This is a genomic window from Candidatus Trichorickettsia mobilis, from assembly GCF_963422225.1.
Classification (GTDB): Bacteria; Pseudomonadota; Alphaproteobacteria; order Rickettsiales; family Rickettsiaceae; genus Trichorickettsia; species Trichorickettsia mobilis_B.
On sequence record NZ_OY728607.1, the window covers coordinates 1,436,405 to 1,455,227 of the forward strand.

Below are 18,823 nucleotides of genomic sequence, written 5' to 3' on the forward strand. Positions count from 1 at the left end.
ACAAGTTCATGACGACTTAGTTATTAAGTGTAATCACAAGTCACGTTATTGGCAACGAGCCAACTGACTGACATTATCTAATTTTTTTTGGCGATACGATACTTGGTTTGTTTAGCAAATATAGTGAGAATTGGTGCAGATATGAAAATAGAAGAATAAGTTCCAGCGATTATTCCGAAGAAGATAAGGATGCTAAAACTATGAATTGCTTCTCCACCAAAAACCACCAAAGCAAGAGCAGCAAGCAGGGTAGTCAATACAGTTAAGATAGTACGTGATAAAGTTTCATTTATGCTGATATTAATAGTTTGATCGATTGGTTTTTGTGCAAATTTGCGTAAATTTTCTCTTATCCGATCATAAATCACCACAGAGTCATTTACTGAATAACCGATAATAGTGAGAATGGCGGCAATTGTACTCAGGTTGAAATCTAATCTGGTTATACTCATAAACCCTAAAGCAAGTATTGCATCATGAATTAAAGCTATTAGCACGCCCATACCAAAATACCATTCAAATCTAATCCATATATAGATCATTATAGCGATAAATGATAAAGTAAGCGCTATAAGACCGGATTGAATTAATTGTGCACCGATTTGTGGACCAACGAAATCCACTTTACGATAATCAAATTTATATGGTAATTTAGTATTAAGCGCAGTTTTAATCAGGTTAATATTATGCAATAAATTTTCCTCACTATTACTACCAACTCTAATGGATAGATCACGTTCACTACCAAAATGTTGGATCATTACTTCACCAATATTTAATTCACCAAGTATTTCTCGCATTTTGGTTAAATCAGGAGTTTGAGTACTTCTGACCTCTATGCTGATGCCTCCAGCAAAATCAATGCCAAAATTGAATTTATACAATGTGATGGATATTAGACATAGGACAGACAAAATAATAGAAACAGTGTAACTAATTTTCTTAAAATGCATGAAATTAAAATTAGTTTTAGTTGGAAGTAACTTTAACGGATATAGCTGCATATTAATTTCTTTGGTAAGTAGAGGGAATTTTTAATTGATCGACGTTATAGCGTCGCTCGGTTGATTATGGTACGTTAATTTTTTGCTTCGGTAGATTAACTTTGTTTCGTATGGCCGAGGCGCAGTATATTTGACGCATCATAATTCAACTAGGGAAGCTAATATATGTTTATACAATAAGGTTACTGTTAATGCCAGCAGAAAATAAATTGCATATTTTGTTAAATTTTATTCTTGAGAATGGTGAGCAGAATTTTATATTTATAATAATATTCTATTGCTAAATTGGCGTAAAAATATAGAAACTCTTGGATTATTTGATATTTATTTGTTATTGTAATAATGATATTTTATAGGAATTGAATGTATCATGTCGGGATTTGAATTAAATAAAATTATTGCCGCGGTGTTATTGGCTAGTTTAGTGGCTATGATTGTTGGAATAGTAGCGAATGTATTATATAAACCGAATCTAATGCCAGCACAGAGAGGGTATAGCATAGCAGTAGAAGAAGGAGCTGGTAGTGATAAAAATGCCTCAATTGTGGAAGTGGTTGTTGATATAGCTGAACTAATGAAAAGTGCTAATGCTGCTTCTGGACAAGAAGTTGCAAAAAAGTGTCTATCATGTCATTCTCTGGATAAAGGTGGACCTAATAGAGTGGGGCCAAATTTATGGGATGTTGCTGGTCGTGATAAGGCCACGGAAGCTGGTTACAAATATTCTGCTGCAATGCAGGCAAAAGGAGGCGCTTGGGACGATGAGAGTTTGTTTCATTTCCTCAATAAACCAAGTAAATTTATCCCTGGAACCAAAATGTCATTTGCTGGCTTAAGTAAACCAACTGATATAGTGAACATCATTGCATTCTTAAAGACTTTTGCTCAGGATAAGCCGTAATAATGTATAGTATTTTTCATGACATGGGAGTTGTAGAATTATGGTTAGTATTGGGCACTGTTTTTTTGATCATCGAACTACAAATATCGGGTATCGGATTTTTATTTTTAGGCTTAGGTAGTTTATCAAATGCAGCTCTAATTTATACTTACCCCATTTTATCTCAATATCATTATTCATCATTTGGATTATTGTCGTTTTTGTGGTTTATCATATTATGGTGGCCATTGAAGCGGTATATGCAAGCAAAGGGTAAAAATACGGAACATTATATGGATATGATTGGTAGTGAGGTTGAAGTATGTAATAGCTCATTAGCTCCTGGAGATTTAGGTCAGGTTAAATGGTCTGGAACAGTGATGAATGCACGTTTGGATAAAATTGAACAAAACTCTATAGCAATAGGAGACAAGCTGTTTATTACGACCATTCATGGCAACATATTAATTTGTAGTAAAACTAGGAAGCATAAATCTGATGGTGACTAAATCCGTGCTCCAACGTCATTTATGTACTGCACGTTATCCTGGACACCTAATGTCATCGCGAACTTGTTTCGGGATCTCAGCAGGACTTCATAAGATCCCGAAACAAGTTCGAGATGACTTGTGTGTCCAGGATGACAAACAACAAGTTTGAGACGACTACTAACGCAGATTTATGCTATAGTTCGTTGAACATTTTTGAATTTGCAACATTAGTTTATAAGATATAGGGAATTATTTATGGAAGTATTATTATTAGTATTTAGTGTTATTGCCATTATTTTGGTGATACAAATGATGAAAATTGTACCGCAACAAGAGGCTTGGGTAATAGAGAGATTAGGAAAGTTTGATAAAATATTACAACCTGGGCTCAATATTTTGATACCTATTGTGCAAAGGGTGGCCTATAAACATACTTTAAAGGAAGATGCAATAGATGTAACTGCTCAGACTGCCATCTCTAATGACAATGTTACTTTATCGATTGATGGTGTTCTATATGTAAAAATCATTGACCCAGTTGCAGCTTCGTACGGGGTAAGTAGTCCATATAATGCTATTATTCAATTGGCACAAACTACTATGCGTTCAGAAATCGGTAAATTACCGCTTGATCGAACTTTTGAAGAGCGTGATTCATTAAATATTGCAATTGTAGCAGCAATTAACCAGGCGGCAATAAATTGGGGTATACAATGTATGCGCTATGAGATTAAAGATATCCAACCACCACAAACAGTTCTAAAAGCTATGGAACTGCAGGTGGCAGCAGAGCGGCAAAAACGCGCCCAAATTCTTGACTCAGAAGGTAATAGACAATCAAAAATTAATCAGGCTGAAGGAGAGAAAGCTCAGGTAGTACTGAACTCTGAGGCTGCATATACCGATCAGGTAAATCGTGCTCGTGGTGAGGCTGAAGCTATTCTATGTGTAGCTGAGGCTACTGCAAGAAGTATAGAGATAGTTGCCAGTGCCTTGCAAAAAGATGGCGGTAGTGACGCGGTGTCATTTAGAATTGCTGAACAATATATTGAAGCTTTTAGTAAAGTTGCCAAAGAAACAAATACCGTGATATTACCCGCGGATTTATCTGCGCCTCATCATTTAGTCACGCAAGCTTTAGCCATTTTTAATCAGTTGAAAACAAGAGACAAATAGTGATGAGTATATTTTAGCGAACGTTTAATGAATCATATGAGTCAAATTTAAGAAAAAGAGACGATATGAATCGTCATTGCGAGACCGTTTATGGTCGAAGCAACCAGACGCTGTAAATTTTCCTGGATTGCTTCGACTTCGTCTCGCAATGACGGTGTGGTGTGCAAAGCTTGACTGTCCGTATCGTCTCTTTTTTCTTAACTTGACACAATTCATTGAACATTCTCTATTTTGTACATATTGAACAACTCATCTCTATTCTCATTTCTCATTTTTTAGGCAATCAGGTGTTTGTGGCCAAACTATTATCAAATAACATTGCTATTGGTTGGCTAAGGAATGGTGTCATTGCTTTAGGTTTTGCAGGTATATATTCTATCGTATTGGTTATTCTTCGTACTCCACAATTGGCATGGTTAATAGAAAATACTGCGATCTTTAAATCAACATTAATAGTACATGTGAATTTATCGGTATTGGTATGGTTATTATCAGTAGTTTGTGTTATTTGGAGTTATCAAATAAGACATATTTTTTTAGGCAAAATATGTCTTTATATAGCTTTTGCTGGTACTATAATGATTACCATCTCTCCTTTTTGTGGTTCTGGTACACCGATAATGAATAATTATATTCCAATGTTGGAAAATATAATATTTGTTATCGGTCTAAGTTTATTCGGCAGTGCAGTGCTGATTTTTGCAGCGAACAATTTATATGAGCATAGTAGTATTTTATTTCGTGATTTTTACCAAAGTACAAATTATGAAACATTGTTGCTGAAATTTGCTGCCTGGTCTGCGTCAATAATATTTATTGCGGTGTGGTACTGTTTTATTCAATCATATTTAGCATTACGAGAAGTTATCGATCTAGTAGCGATGGAGTTAGAATTTTATTATGAGCTACTTTATTGGAGTGGTGGACATTTGCTACAATTTTTATTTTGTCAGATATTAATCGTAGTTTGGGTAGTATTATCTTCTGAGTTATGCCATAGAGAGGCAATATTTACTAGGTTTTATCTATATTTATTAATATTAAATTGTGTACTAGCTATAGCTGGTTTAATAGGGCATCATTTATATGATATTATTGATGCGGAATTTAAAATCTATTATACCAATCATATGCGTTATCTAGGTGGTATTGCTCCGGCTAGCAGTTTAATATTGCTCACCTATGAAGCTTTTATGAAAAAAATGAAGGCACAAAGCCATTTTTATATAGCAGCTAGTGTTATTTGTTCCAGTTTGCTGTTTTTATTCGGCGGTTTGATTGGCGTTCTGATGAAAGGTGTAAATGTTAGCATACCAGCACACTATCATGGTTCTATCGTAGCCATTACTATTGCTTTTATGGGGTTTGCTTATTTTTTGTGCACAACAACTCAGGAAAGTGTTGACACTAGTCTATTGAAAAAGATGAGTTACCAAATATATACAATAACCTTAGGGCAGGCATTGCATGTCGGAGGGCTAGCGATAGCTGGTGGATATGGAGTGTTACGGAAGACTCCTGGAGTAGAGTTGGAGTTATCGGCTTATCTTGCTATGGGAATGGTTGGAATCGGAGGAATAATTGCTATAGTTGGTGGCTTGATGTTTGTAGTTATTTGTGGTAAAAACCTTTTTTACAGAGGGCTTAATTTTAAGGAATGAAATGACAACATCATCTAAACCATCACGAGAAGAAGCAAAGGAAGCAGTACGGGTGCTATTACGATTTATTGGCGATGATCCAAATCGCGAAGGACTGCTGCAAACGCCTGATCGAGTAGTAGATAGTTATGGAGAAATGTTTTGTGGCTATAGTCAAGATATTGCTACTATTTTAGATGCGAAATTTTATGATACTGGTAGTTTTAAGGATTTTGTTTTGTTACGATCAATTCGCTTTACCTCTTTCTGTGAACATCATTTATTACCAATCATTGGTTATGTCGATATAGCTTATATTCCCAATGATTGTGTTATAGGTATTAGTAAACTTGCTAGGTTGGTTAATGTATTTGCAAAGCGATTACAAATACAGGAAAAAATGACAGTGCAAATTGCAGAAAATTTACAGCGACATATTAACCCGCTTGGAGTAGCGGTAAAAATTTCAGCTTCGCATAGTTGCATGACTATTAGAGGAGTGTTACAAGAAGGTAGTATGATGGATACTATGCATTATACCGGAGTTTTTGCAGAATCGTCATATCGACAAGAGTTTCTAAATCTTATAGCAAGAGCTGCATAATAAGGAGAGTGTTATTAAATGAACTATGAGCGTCAAGTTAAGGAAAAGAGACTATACAAATCGTCATTGCGAGGAGCCTTAGAGCTCCGAAGCAATCCAGGAACTATTTAGCTGGATTGCTGAGATCACTAACGTGGTCTCAGCTCAGACGATTGAGTGTCAATTTTTCTTAACTTGACACAGTTCGTTGAACACTCTCGTATAAATAAAAAAGAGGATGTACCAATGTTACTATCGCAATATTTTTTGCCTACTCTCAAGGAACAGCCACTTGAAGCTCAAATCGTGTCTCATGGGTTAATGCTGAGAAGTGGAATGATTAAGCAGCAAGCAGCAGGGATTTATAGTTGGTTGCCATTAGGATTGAAGGTATTAAAAAATATTGAAAATATCATTCGTTTTAATATGAATGCAGTAGGTGCAGTTGAATTATTAATGCCATGCGTACAACCATCTAATCTTTGGCTAGAGTCTGGAAGATTCAATGATTATGGCAAGGAAATGCTAAAATTTCAGGATCGTCACGATAATAATTTGTTGTTTGGGCCAACTAATGAAGAGATGATTACCGATATTTTCAGGAGTAGTATTAAATCTTATAAGGATCTACCAAAAAATCTATATCAAATCCAATGGAAGTTTCGTGATGAAATCAGACCACGTTTTGGGGTAATGCGCGGTCGTGAATTTTTGATGAAAGATGCTTATAGCTTTGATATTGATTATGCTGGAGCGATCAGATCATATAACCTGATGTATACAGCTTATATGCATAGTTTTCGTGATCTAGGGGTAGCGGTAATTCCAGTTGCTGCTGATAATGGTGTAATTGGTGGAGATTTAAGTCACGAATTTCATATTGTGGCTGATATTGGCGAAAGTACCTTGTACTATGATAAAGTGTTTAACTTATTGGCAGAAGATTTAGCTGGGGATATTGAGGAATTGAAAACTTTATATGCAGCTGCCGATGACAAGCATGATCCAGCATTATGCCCTTTATCAGCAAATGAATTATGTGTCAGTAAAGGCATAGAAGTGGGGCATATTTTTCATTTTGGCACTAAATATTCTAAGTTAATGAACGCATTTGTTAATGATAAGCAAGGTAATTTAGTGCCAGTAGAGATGGGCTCTTATGGTATTGGCATTTCTAGATTAGTAGCAGCAATCATCGAAGCTAATCATGATGATCGGGGCATCGTTTGGCCTGAAGAGATTGCACCATTTAAAGTATCAATTCTAAATTTGAATATTGCTGATGCTAAATGTTCTGAGCTATCAAATCTTATTTATAATCAGCTGCAGTCAATGCATATTGATGTGCTATATGATGATACTGGAGAACGAGCAGGGATTAAATTTGCTATTCATGATTTGATCGGCTCTCCTTGGCAAATAATTGTTGGTCCTAAGAATGCAGCCAATGATTTGGTTGAGATCAAGCATCGAGCAACTGCAGAGACAGAAATTATCTCTGTTGAGGTAGCGATTAAAAAAGTGGTTGGCAATTTAAATGTCAGATAATTTTGTTTTAACGGTAGCTTGCAGATATTTTAGCGCTAAAAAAAATGAGAAATTTGTATCACTAATTTCTGGTTTTTCGCTACTTGGCGTTACTATTGGTGTTGCTGCTTTAATTGTAGTGACCTCTGTGATGAATGGTTTTCACCTGGAATTAACTAAAAATATTATTGGTTTGAATGGTGATATTACTATTACCAACGTTGATCGTTATATTACTAATTATGATGAGGTGCGTCAGTCATTAAACCATGATTATATCAAAGCAGTAGTGCCTAATATTGTTGGCCAAGCTCTAGCCATAGGGTCTCGTACTAATAGTGGAGTGTTAATTAAAGGGATTGATATTAATGATCTGCAATGGAAAAAAGCGATATTGCAAAATGTAGTGGCTGGGCAGTTCGGTGATTTTTCTAGCAACAATGTTATTGCCATGGGTAGTGAGTTGGCATATTTAATTGGTGCTAAAATTGGTAATAAAATCAAGCTGATTTCACCGAATACTATTTCAACTGCTTTTGGTAGTATGCCAAGAGCCAAAGAATTTACGGTAACGGCAATTTTTAACTCCGGCATGTATGATTACGATGTTGCAACGGTATTAATGCCGATTAGTGCTGCCAGGAATTTTTTATCATTTGAAGATAATAGCATTAACCTTATTGAAGTTTATACTAAGCAACCAGAGCAGGCAGAACTTTTTGCTAATGAGATTCAAGCAATTTTAGGCGAAAAATTCAAGGTTACTAGTTGGCAAAAATCTAATCGACAATTTCTAAATGCCCTAGCTGTTGAAAGAATCACTATGTTTACCATTTTATCATTAATTATTGTGGTAGCAGCTTTTAATATTATTTCAAGCTTGGTAATGTTAGTTAAGGATAAAACCAAAGATATCGCAATTTTGCGTACGATTGGCGCTAGCCAGCAGCAGATAATGTTAATTTTTATTTGTAACGGGATGTTTATTGGCTTAATTGGTACTGTCGTTGGTGGAATATTAGGTGCCAGTTTTGCTTATAATATTGACAATATTCGGCTTTGTTTAGAACGCGTGACCGATACTAAAATTTTTGATGCAGCAATTTATTTTTTATATTCTTTGCCATCAGATGTGAGGTTGGAAGATATAATTTTGGTTGGTGTTTTATCAATTTTTTTATGTTTTTGTGCAACTATTTATCCTGCTTATAAGGCTTCTAAATTAAATCCGGTGGAAGCCTTGCGTTATGAGTAATCATATTTTAACATTAACAGATATTAGCAAGAGCTATCGTCAGGGTAATATCACAGTTGAAGTGCTAAAGCAGGTTAATCTTACAATTGCCGAAGGGGAATTAGTGGCTATAATTGGTGCTTCCGGTAGTGGTAAATCAACATTATTGCATATTGCGGGATTACTCGATAAAGCTGATAGTGGTACGGTGCAAATAGCACAAGAATATTATCAGCAAACAATGAATGCCAAGACTAGAATTAGTACAGATTTAATCAGGCTACAATATCTTGGCTTTGTCTATCAATATCATCATTTATTGAATAATTTTACTGCCAGGGAAAATGTGGCAATGCCAGCATTAATTGCTGGTGCTAAATATGAGGAGGCGCTGCAAGCAGCCGATCAATTGCTTGAAACATTAAATTTATCCAATAGAAAAAATAACCTGCCTGGTGAACTGTCGGGTGGAGAACAGCAGCGAGTAGCTATTGCTAGAAGTCTGATTAATAAACCTAAACTAATATTAGCAGATGAACCAACTGGCAATCTGGATCCACATACTGCTAATGAAGTATTTAATCTATTCGTAAATCGAGCTAGTGAACAAGGTACGGCAATTATTATGGTAACGCATAATCATAATTTGGCAAGAAATATGCATAAAATATTTGAACTAAAAAATACTACACTAACTCCAGTTGCCAATTAAAATAGCCGTCTCAAGCAAGGTTTTAAATTGTTAACTGAGGAAATAAAAGTCTCTGCTATTGCGATAAGAATATTAATTTCACCTGAATGAATCTAGAAATAATGTCAGTATTGATTGAATTGGATAATGTATCAAAATTACTCGAAGCCAAATTAATTATTGATCAAGTAAGTTTTAAATTGCACAAAGGTGATTTAACTACTTTAATCGGTCCAAATGGAGCAGGGAAAACTACTATTGCTAAATTGATAACTGGATTAGAGTCTCCTTCGTCAGGAAACATCATCATATTGCCTAATTTAAGAATTGGCTATGTTCCACAAAAATTAGAAATTAACAAAAATTTGCCACTTACAGTTGAGCATTTTGTATATTTATTAGTTGCAAATTTTGAGTATGATAAATGGCAATGGCTATTAGATTTTGCTGATTTTAATCGCCTGAGGAATTTAGATGTATCTAAATTATCTGGAGGACAGTTACAAAAAATTTTACTGGTGGCAACTTTACTAAATAATCCGGATCTGGTAATACTTGATGAACCAACACAATCACTAGACATTAATAGTCAGCAGGAGTTTTATCGGTTACTGGATAAAATAAGAAAAGAGACGCAATTAACAATCTTTATGATTTCGCATGATTTATACACAGTGATGAAGAATTCTGATCAGGTAATATGTTTAAATGGTCATATTTGTTGTAGTGGACGTCCTAGTGATTCAACGCATGATCAGGATTTTATTAGCGCTTTATCTACAATAGGTTTTTATACACATCATCATGATCATCGACATTAGGCCTCTTGCATAGCCTAGAAATGGTAATTTTTCAGACAAAAATGCAGACTAGGATCACAGCGTACTTTAGTATGTGAGCGGAGTCAATTTTGATAACAAAATTATAAACCAGATATAGTTACAAGAGGTCTATTAAGCATGCTGATAATTGTCTGTACCTCAATCTTAATTAGCATTATCTTTGCTCCTCTTGGCTGTCTGAGCCTATGGAAAAGATACACCTATTTTACTGATGGTTTTGCTCATGCCAGCGTACTTGCTGGAAGCATTAGCCTTATATGTAATATCCCCTTAGTATATTCTGGAATATTATTTGCCATATTATTTGCGTCGGCTATCTTTAAGTATCGTAATATTTTTGATGGTAACGTAATAGTTGGCTTGATGGCAAATTTTATGTTATCGGTGGCGTTGATAATTAGCTATTTTGCACCAACCTCAGTAGATATTAACCTATTATTATTTGGTGATCTTATATCTGCTTCAATAAATGATATCATGATCTTATTTGGGATTATGGTAGTAGTAGCAACTTTTTTTGCAGCACTGTATAAGCAAATTATTTTAATGGTAATTAACCGTGATTTGGCTCAAATTATGGGAATAAAAGTGAAATTAATAGAATTATTTTTTTTAATATTATTATCAATTTCAGTATTTTCTACGCTTAAAATAGTTGGAGCCTTGCTTGTTAGCGGAATGTTATTAATACCGACGGTAATTGCACGATTATTTACAATAACTCCAAAACAGATGATTATAACTTCAACTATTATTTCTGTGATTTTAACTTTATTGGGGTTATTAATATCTTTCTACCTAGATACTCCGGTAGCGCCGGTAATTATTTGCGTAGGCGTAGTTACTTATTTCGTAACATACTCGATACGTTCTGTAAATTGGCATCGCTGCTCCTGAATCTTTATTTCTAGTTCTCTGTACGATTGTTTTCCAAAGTAAGTCGTTTAAAGCCAGAATTTCTTAGCTATGGTTTCGATTTATATTAATAAATATTTGACATTTATGCTAATGCAGGATGTGTATGGCAAACCCGTTGCATGCGCTGGGAACATCAGAATAAATCAAGGTAAAATTACGGAAATAAATAATAGTTGTGGTCATTATCAGACTACACCTGATCAGTTACTGTTAACGGTACAATATTTTCATGCGCATGGTCTATTGAGTGAAAATATAAAAATTACTAGTTATGGATCTGGAGATAATGGTAGTATAGTAGAGAGTAAGTTGGACTTAAGTACTATTATCAATACAGATATAGACGCAATATTGAAGAAATATGAGCGACTGCCAGATTTTAATAATTCTTTAAATATTAATGTATAAAAATATGAGCGTTGTAAGTTTAGTATAGCGCATTTTAAACTTACAACACTTGCTAAAAAATAGTGTGGCGCTGGTAGGATAGAAGATAGAGGATAGGGGCAAATATATTATTCGATGATGGCATAAGAGCAGTGCCGATCATCAATAAATGACTTATAATTGGTGTAAATATTGATCATCTTATTAAAGAAACCTTTTGTAATGTACGGATCTGCTGGGCCGATTGCAGCTGTAGGCAAGATGACTATCTTGCCATATAGCCACATATTTTGATAAATAGTTTTAATCAAACTTTGGCTTATGGAAGTGTTTTGTTGATAAAAATCTTCTAATACCTTAGAAATAATAGGGCTTGCAGCAACTGATCCAATTAATTTTTGCGAGGCAAGTAGTTGTAAATTTTGCTGATTTACTGGTTGTAACCCGGCATATAATTTATATTTATTGCCAAGCTCAAATAATGGTGCAATAGGTTTAGCTTTTGCATCAGCATAATGTCCACCAAATCTATTAATTAGTTCAAGGCCAGATAAAAATCGTAACTCTTCAGAAGAATGTTGCTGCTCAGTAAGATATTTTTTTATAGTTGGCAAGAGCTCAGATATTTTATTGAGATCCCAAATTTCAATAATAAAATTACGATTTAACATAATCCAATCATGCATGTTATTGGCTAAATCATTTTTCTCTTGTTCATTAAAAATCACAAAAATAATTTTCTTCGGTATTTCATCTTGCACCTTGAATGGTAATAATTTTGGCGCATTGCTGGCGTAATAATATTCTAGAGAATCTAAAATATGTTTGTCTGCTGGCGGTAGTTTCATCAACAACTTTTTGCGTGCTGGAATCTCCATATCCATACCTTGCGCAAATGTTAAAAATCCGGCTTCTGATTTAGCCACATTATGCAAAATAAAGCTTTCATGCTTAACTCCGGCAAATGGAAATTTATCTTGAATATTTTGGCCTGTAGCAATTTTAATAAAATTAAATAAGCTATTTTCTTCATTAACTTTATATAAGTCGTGTTTAATGCAAGAAAATTCATAAGTCGTTGGTAATATTATAGCTTTCTGATCATTTAATAATTCTTTATGGATAGCTTCGCGTAAAGGATACATTGTAGTTTTTAAGATAAACCAGCTAATATCTTCATAATTCCTATTGCTCTCATCACCATTATCATATAGCTGCAATTGTTGTGGTAAATTAGAGGCAATAATATCAAGGGTATTTTTAATTATTGGATGTTCTGAGCTAGCGCCAATAAAGCCATTGTTTATTTGTAGATTTCCACCAAGCTTATATAAAATAAATTCTGAGGCAGCATAAAAATCATATTTATGATTTAATTCATCTAAAGGTCTATAGCATTTGATATCTGTGTCTCTATATACTCCACCATATTTTAATAATATTTCATATCTTAATACATCAGATTTTTGTATCCATGTACGAGCCAAGTCATAAACATGCTTATACTGCAGATTAAGTTGTTCAATGTCAGCATTTTGCCATAATTTAAATTCCCAATCTGGATGTAATAATTTACATTCTTCCAGGTAGTTTTTATATAAGGGTGGTAGTGGACTAGAACCAATCCATATTTGGTGCATAATTTTAGGGATTAACGGCTCAGCATTATACACCATCTTAGAAGGAGATCTTTGCTGATAAATATCAGCTATTAATTTATTGAATGTTTGATCCTTATATTGATCCCAAGTGCTTTTGACTCTTGATGATCTATCGGTTACTGATTCTTCAAAGCTTGGATCTGCTATTTGAGCAAGAGATAAAGAGGACACAAAGACCAAGATAAGCAATTTAAACAGCCGAAACTTGCTCATATCTAATTATTCTGAGTGCTGACTCATGCCCATAATATTATATCCACAATCAACATGGTGTATTTCACCAGTGACACCGGCAGCATAATTGCTTAGCAAATACACAGCAGCACCGGCAACATCTTGTTGTTTGGTATTACGGCGCAGGGGAGAAGTAGCCGCGTGAATATTTAACATTGTCTTAAAATCGCCAATACCACTGGCAGCAAGGGTTTTAATGGGACCAGCTGAAATACCATTTACTCTAATGCCATTTTCTCCCATATCATAAGCTAAATAGCGGATACTTGATTCAAGCGCAGCTTTTGCTATCCCCATAACGTTGTAGCCAGGTATAACTTTTTCTGCACCGTAATAAGTCAAGCTTAAAATACTACTATCAGGCGCCATTAATGCTTCAGCTCTTTGGGCTAGAGCGGTCAATGAATAACAGGAGATCTGCATTGAGTTTTGAAAATTTCCCAGGCTGGTATCGATATATCTTCCTTTTAACTCATTCCTGTCTGCAAAAGCGATCGAATGAACAATAAAATCTAATTTACCCCATTGTTGTTTTATTGATACAAATAACTTATCCATAGATTCTTCACTGCTGACATCACATTGGTCAACAAAGTCGCACCCTACTTCTTCTGCCAGAGGAATTACTCTTTTTGCTAAAACTTCATTTGGGTAGGTAAAAGCAATATTTGCTCCTTGTTCCTTAACTGCATTTGCGATGGCCCAAGCTATAGACATATTATTTGCTATACCCGTAATCAATCCTTTTTTCCCTGCTAATAAACCTGTAACATCATTTTGCATATAATTTACCAATCTTTATATTTTTGCAGAGATTATCATGTGAAGTAGATTTTTGTAAATCTATTTTCTACTTGATAGCTAATTTATGACAAAAATATATCCTAATTAGCTATCAAAATTTAGCGAGCGTTGTAAGTTTAAAATTGTAAACAACTACAAACTACGGAGCTATATATGATCGCCGTAATTATCACTGCCCATCAGTTCTAGTATAGCTTCATTGCCTGGTAGAATAGCTTCAGTTACCTCTACGCTAGCATCATCAATGGCAGCAATTTCTTCCAATTTCTGCAAGCTATTATGAGCACTTTTAATAAATCCCTGGCTATTATCTAAATATTCAGCAAATTGTTGTAGTAACCTTCCTGTTTCTTGTTGTTCTTCTGCTGAGTATTGTTCCACCGATAGGAGTGCAGATAGGTATTGAGGTGCAAACTCTTGAAAACTTATTGCGCTACCTCCTTTGAATTTTACACAGTAATAAGTATACTGTCCGATGAAACGAGCAATAAATTCTACTTCGTGTTTTATTGAGTGATAAGTTGACGATAAGAGCACGGTGCTGATTGGCGTTTGTCGAACAAGCGTGTTATATAATTCTGCAAACTTTTGTTCTTCTGACCTGCTAATTTGCTTTGAATAAGGCTTGTCGCCATTAGCAAAAAATTCTCTACACGCCGTGTGCGTGGCTTCATGAATTAGTGTATCTAAAATATCAGCAAAATTTGGATCCTTAGTTGAGTATAAATCTAAAAATAAGTGACCATCTTTTAGCTGAATAGAGCAATCTATACTTATACCTTGTGTTTCATTTGTTTGACCAGGTATATTATGTTCGCCGGTTCCTATATATATTGGATGCTTACTCAACTCATATTAGACCTCTTTCGAAACTCATTTACCAAGATCCCAATTATATAAACCAGCAATTAAATTGAACCTAAGACCAAATCTTTTGCGTCTATTTCGATATTTATCAGCAATTATTTTAAAACGCTTTAACATACCTATAACATTTTCATTTAATACTCTGTCACTTGCTAAACTTCTATTATTTTTCTTATCTTCTTTGGTTAAAGCATTCTTTTTACTCTTTTTCTTTGGTAGCTCAGAATTTGTATGAATCTTCTGTAAGCCTTGATAACCAGTATCAGTAATCACTTTAACCTCAGGCAGTATATGGGTTCTTGATTCTTTAAATAATTTAAAATCATGACGCTTACCATTGGAAAAAGAAGTGCATATGACTCGTTTGCTTTTCTTATCTACTACTATTTGAGTCTTTAACGTATGTCTTTTCTTTTTACCTGAGTAATAGTATTTCTGTTTTTTTGGGGTCGCTCTATAGGGCTTTCTGTAGCATCTATTAAAACTAATTCATACTCCATACCGCTTTTAACTAGAGCCTTCTTACCTGGAAGAGCAAAATCCGGATGTTTTATTAGAGTGTCTTCAACAAAACGAATTGTTTTAAATGCACTGCTTTCGCTAACCCCATAATTCTTAGCTATATGAAAATAGGTACGGTATTCCCTTAAATATTCAAGTGTCATTAATAGGCTGTCTTCCATACTAAGACTAGCTCTTCTGCCACCTTGGTACCTCCTATTTATTTGTTTCTCTGTCTTTAAAATCCCTACCATCTTTTCGAATGTACTATTTCTTACCCCAGTTAATCTTCTAAAATGCTCTTCCGATAAAATGCTTAAATTTTTATATCTCATATAGTTCTAAATTAAGTAAATTCGACTTTATAGCATATTTAGTCCAGTTTCGAAAGAGGTCTATTTTATAATATCGGTAATGAGCAGATTTTTGCCATGGAACTTCATTAAGCCAATATTTATATTATCAGCTAGTTTTTGATGAGCTTGGGGGTTAAGCTTTGTATAAATATTGTCTATAACTTTTTGTATAATAGGCAAAAAACGCTCCTTATTACAAGAAATATGTGGAGCGTCAATATAGCTGAACTGCTCCTCTCCACTCTCCAAAACTATTCTTAATAATTCTGTTCTTGTTGTTTCAGGGATGCGAGAGCTAAGCATCATTGCTTCAAACGCTTCTTTATGTGCTGGATTATTAAAATTACAATAGTTCAGCACGATCTCAGAGTTATCGCTGCTTTTAAGCAATGCTATAAATGTGTTACTCAACAAATCTATATTTGCTGAACTCAAAATAGCTGCTATAGGTAATTTATTAATTATTGTGGGGTAATCACGTGTAATTACTCCTAAATATTGCATGATTGTTGTATCAGTTAAGTGGTTTATTATAGCTGATTTAAAAATCTCTATATCAAATATTTGATTGAGCAATGTTTGAGGGGGGGGAGTGTTAGAAAAATAAGCGCAATGTAATATAGTTTTAAAGTCATTAATATCACAAGAATTAACTGCTAGCGGAGTTAAGACTTGCGGCGTTAGTAGTTGCTGCAATAATTGATGTTCATCAGCGATCCATACTAATTCATATATTTTAATGTGATTTTGAGGATGTAATATAATTACCGCTTCTAAAAAGCCTGGTTTAATTATTGTTCTTAAAGCCACTAGTTCTTTTGACTGCTCTTGTTCAATTGTATTTTTCATTTGTTACCTTATAATTTATATTATGATAATTAAAATTAATATAAAAATATAAAAAATGCAACAAAATAATTTATTCATGGTAATTTGGTGTTATTTTAATTAGCAACTTACGTTAGCTTAATAAACCAAATCTATCGTTGAAATAAAAATACCGCCATTATTTGCTAACTCGATTGTAGCTTTGGGATTAATAATAATGGTCTTATGATCAATAGCAAGACCACTATATTTATAATTAGCCAGTAGCTTAATTGTATCTGGTCCGATAGTAGGAAGATCCAAACGCAGGTCTTGGTTTTGTTTCGGCATTTTTATAAGGACGGCTCCGGTCTTTTTTTTGCGCAAACCAGCGCATCTTATAATTAAGTTATCTGTTCCTTCTGCTGCTTCTATGCCGAGTACATAACCATCTTCTACAATTACTGATTGTCCAACATCTAAAGCGCCTAAAGCTATAGCTATTTTTTTGCCAAATTCAATATCTGTGAGATCCTGGGTGGATGGAGTATGCGTAGTTAAGGCATTATTAGTATTTATCATAATTATATTAGCATATACATCCTGGGCAGAGATTACGGTAAAGCCATAATGCTCAAAAAAATCTGCTACTACTCGTAGAATACTATCATCACCAAGAAATTTATTGGCTAATATTTTAGATAATAATTTTGCTCCAACGAGGTCAGCTTTAATAGCTAATAAATTTGGACGACGCACTCCGCCAGCAAAAATAATATTTTTTACCTCAAATTGTTTGAAATAATCAATTACAGCGCCGACGCTACCGATTGCAAATTCTTGATATGGGAGTTGTGGATCAAATTTTACATCAACTTCATTATTTATGGCAGCAATACAGCAATTACCATTTTGTTGTGCATAAAATTTGGCAATCTCTAATGGCAGCAAACCACGTCCGGCTATAATTCCTAAAGTTGGGAGAGTGATATCAGTATTTTGGCAGTGGTTGGTCATGTATGTTTTTAAAATCAATTTAATTTATTAATCGGTCATTTTCATCTACACCGTCATTGCGGGGCGTTGGCGAAGCAATCTAGCAACTAGGGCAAAAGAAGTATATATCACTGGATTGCCGCGCGAGCTAAATCTCGCTCGCAATGACGGGGCAGACGGCTCATCTCTTTTCCTTAACTTGACGCATATAGTTCTTTGAATTAACTTCTCAAATAAATAGATCTAAATAGTAGTACAAGTGGAGTTTGGATAGACGAAGGTAAAAATTGAAGAAGTGCTAGGAGTTCTAGAATCGAGAAGCGCAGCGTACACTTGAGTACGTGAGCATCGCAGAGTTCTAGGAACGACAACGCAATTCTCAATTTTTACCGAGTATATCGTGGTTGGCAGAAAGCGCGCATATTATCTTGTCGAATAAAATTTATTATTTGTTCAACAATAGTATTGCCTTTATAAGATTGTGAAATCTGATTAACTCGATCAGCAAAGATACCGTGATCAGCAAATAGTTCTTCTATTGCCTTAACACTATCTAATGTTTCCTGTTTATCGAAGCCACGTCTTTTCATACCCACCAGATTTAATCCTTCAAGTACTGCTCGCTCATTTTTTGCCAGGCCAAATGGAATGATATCTTTATCAATAGCAGACATCCCACCGATCATTGCATGTTGACCAATGCGTACATATTGTAATACTGCCGATAAACCACCAATTATGGCGTAATCATAAACCTGTACATGTCCGGCCAAACTAACATAATTAGCTAAAATAACGTTACTACCAATTTTACAATCATGAGCTATATGTACACCGACCATAAATAAATTATGATCTCCGATCATGGTGATCATTCCACCGCCTTTGGTTCCAGGCTGGATGGTAACATATTCTCTGATAATATTATTTTGGCCAATGATAATTTCAGAAGATTCTCCTTGATATTTTAAATCCTGAGGAGCATGACCAATCGAGGCAAATGGATAAATAACAGTGTTATTGCCAATCGTAGTTTTGCCTTCGATAATCACATGTGACTTAAGTTCTACATTATCACCCAACAACACATCTGATCCGATTAGACAGAATGCTCCTATTTTTACATTTTGTCCAATTGAAGCGGTTGGATGGATTATAGCCGATTGATGAATCATATATGTATATGCTCAGTGAAAATCAATAATTGCGTTGTCGTCTTTGAAG

At 34.6% G+C, this 18,823-nt stretch carries 19 protein-coding genes; 11 read left to right on the forward strand and 8 right to left on the reverse strand.

Annotation, left to right across the window (positions count from 1 at the left end; translation table 11 throughout):
• Nucleotides 1-77: 77 nt before the first annotated feature.
• Entirely contained in the window at nucleotides 78-1,004 is a 927-nt protein-coding gene (gene secF, locus R2I74_RS06745; RefSeq protein WP_316354748.1) for a protein translocase subunit SecF, read from the reverse strand.
• A 370-nt stretch (nucleotides 1,005-1,374) separates the two neighbouring features.
• On the opposite strand from secF, the gene R2I74_RS06750 reads away from it, so the two are divergent.
• The 11 genes from R2I74_RS06750 to R2I74_RS06800 all read left to right on the forward strand — a co-directional run bounded on the left by R2I74_RS06750 (nucleotide 1,375) and on the right by R2I74_RS06800 (nucleotide 11,394).
• Nucleotides 1,375-1,905, forward strand: a complete 531-nt coding sequence (locus R2I74_RS06750; protein ID WP_316354750.1) for a c-type cytochrome — start codon at nucleotides 1,375-1,377, stop codon at nucleotides 1,903-1,905.
• A 2-nt stretch (nucleotides 1,906-1,907) separates the two neighbouring features.
• Nucleotides 1,908-2,393, forward strand: a complete 486-nt coding sequence (locus R2I74_RS06755; RefSeq protein WP_316354752.1) for an NfeD family protein — start codon at nucleotides 1,908-1,910, stop codon at nucleotides 2,391-2,393.
• Nucleotides 2,394-2,630: 237 nt separating this feature from the next.
• On the forward strand, nucleotides 2,631-3,551 hold the full coding sequence (locus tag R2I74_RS06760) for an SPFH domain-containing protein (RefSeq protein WP_316354754.1): 921 nt from the start codon (nucleotides 2,631-2,633) through the stop codon (nucleotides 3,549-3,551).
• A 293-nt stretch (nucleotides 3,552-3,844) separates the two neighbouring features.
• Complete coding sequence (locus tag R2I74_RS06765; protein WP_316354756.1) at nucleotides 3,845-5,212, forward strand: cbb3-type cytochrome c oxidase subunit I; 1,368 nt, start codon at nucleotides 3,845-3,847, stop codon at nucleotides 5,210-5,212.
• A gap of 1 nt (nucleotide 5,213) precedes the next feature.
• Nucleotides 5,214-5,795: a GTP cyclohydrolase I FolE gene (gene folE / locus R2I74_RS06770; protein ID WP_316354758.1), complete on the forward strand. Its 582-nt coding sequence runs from the start codon at nucleotides 5,214-5,216 to the stop codon at nucleotides 5,793-5,795.
• A 225-nt stretch (nucleotides 5,796-6,020) separates the two neighbouring features.
• Entirely contained in the window at nucleotides 6,021-7,322 is a 1,302-nt protein-coding gene (proS, locus tag R2I74_RS06775) for a proline--tRNA ligase (protein WP_316354761.1), read from the forward strand.
• Nucleotides 7,312-8,556 carry a lipoprotein-releasing ABC transporter permease subunit gene (locus R2I74_RS06780; protein WP_316354763.1) on the forward strand — a complete coding sequence of 415 codons (1,245 nt, stop codon included), beginning with the start codon at nucleotides 7,312-7,314 and terminating at the stop codon, nucleotides 8,554-8,556. Before proS ends, R2I74_RS06780 begins: the two co-directional genes overlap by 11 nt.
• A complete protein-coding gene (locus tag R2I74_RS06785) occupies nucleotides 8,549-9,247 on the forward strand; it encodes an ABC transporter ATP-binding protein (RefSeq protein ID WP_316354766.1) in 699 nt (232 codons plus the stop codon). Before R2I74_RS06780 ends, R2I74_RS06785 begins: the two co-directional genes overlap by 8 nt.
• 98 nt (nucleotides 9,248-9,345) lie before the next feature.
• Nucleotides 9,346-10,047, forward strand: a complete 702-nt coding sequence (locus R2I74_RS06790; protein ID WP_316355343.1) for a metal ABC transporter ATP-binding protein — start codon at nucleotides 9,346-9,348, stop codon at nucleotides 10,045-10,047.
• Between the two features lie 138 nt (nucleotides 10,048-10,185).
• Entirely contained in the window at nucleotides 10,186-10,965 is a 780-nt protein-coding gene (locus R2I74_RS06795) for a metal ABC transporter permease (RefSeq protein ID WP_316354768.1), read from the forward strand.
• A 69-nt stretch (nucleotides 10,966-11,034) separates the two neighbouring features.
• Nucleotides 11,035-11,394 carry a hypothetical protein gene (locus R2I74_RS06800; RefSeq protein ID WP_316354771.1) on the forward strand — a complete coding sequence of 120 codons (360 nt, stop codon included), beginning with the start codon at nucleotides 11,035-11,037 and terminating at the stop codon, nucleotides 11,392-11,394.
• 107 nt (nucleotides 11,395-11,501) lie between these two features.
• On the opposite strand, the gene R2I74_RS06805 is transcribed toward R2I74_RS06800, so the two are convergent.
• The 7 genes from R2I74_RS06805 to lpxA all read right to left on the reverse strand — a co-directional run bounded on the left by R2I74_RS06805 (nucleotide 11,502) and on the right by lpxA (nucleotide 18,774).
• Nucleotides 11,502-13,247 (reverse strand): glycosyltransferase, encoded by a 1,746-nt coding sequence (locus R2I74_RS06805; protein ID WP_316354773.1) that lies wholly within the window; start codon nucleotides 13,245-13,247, stop codon nucleotides 11,502-11,504.
• A gap of 6 nt (nucleotides 13,248-13,253) precedes the next feature.
• Entirely contained in the window at nucleotides 13,254-14,051 is a 798-nt protein-coding gene (locus tag R2I74_RS06810; RefSeq protein WP_316354775.1) for an enoyl-ACP reductase FabI, read from the reverse strand.
• Between the two features lie 168 nt (nucleotides 14,052-14,219).
• Nucleotides 14,220-14,921: a hypothetical protein gene (locus R2I74_RS06815; RefSeq protein ID WP_316354777.1), complete on the reverse strand. Its 702-nt coding sequence runs from the start codon at nucleotides 14,919-14,921 to the stop codon at nucleotides 14,220-14,222.
• 24 nt (nucleotides 14,922-14,945) lie between these two features.
• A protein-coding gene (locus tag R2I74_RS06820; protein WP_316353078.1) for an IS5 family transposase occupies nucleotides 14,946-15,775 on the reverse strand; the annotation gives its coding sequence in 2 pieces (ribosomal slippage) (nucleotides 14,946-15,385 and nucleotides 15,385-15,775; 831 coding nt in all).
• Between the two features lie 60 nt (nucleotides 15,776-15,835).
• Nucleotides 15,836-16,645, reverse strand: a complete 810-nt coding sequence (locus R2I74_RS06825; protein WP_316354780.1) for a hypothetical protein — start codon at nucleotides 16,643-16,645, stop codon at nucleotides 15,836-15,838.
• 117 nt (nucleotides 16,646-16,762) lie between these two features.
• Entirely contained in the window at nucleotides 16,763-17,620 is an 858-nt protein-coding gene (locus R2I74_RS06830; RefSeq protein ID WP_316354783.1) for an LpxI family protein, read from the reverse strand.
• 365 nt (nucleotides 17,621-17,985) lie between these two features.
• Nucleotides 17,986-18,774 (reverse strand): acyl-ACP--UDP-N-acetylglucosamine O-acyltransferase, encoded by a 789-nt coding sequence (gene lpxA, locus R2I74_RS06835; RefSeq protein WP_316354785.1) that lies wholly within the window; start codon nucleotides 18,772-18,774, stop codon nucleotides 17,986-17,988.
• Nucleotides 18,775-18,823: the final 49 nt, after the last annotated feature.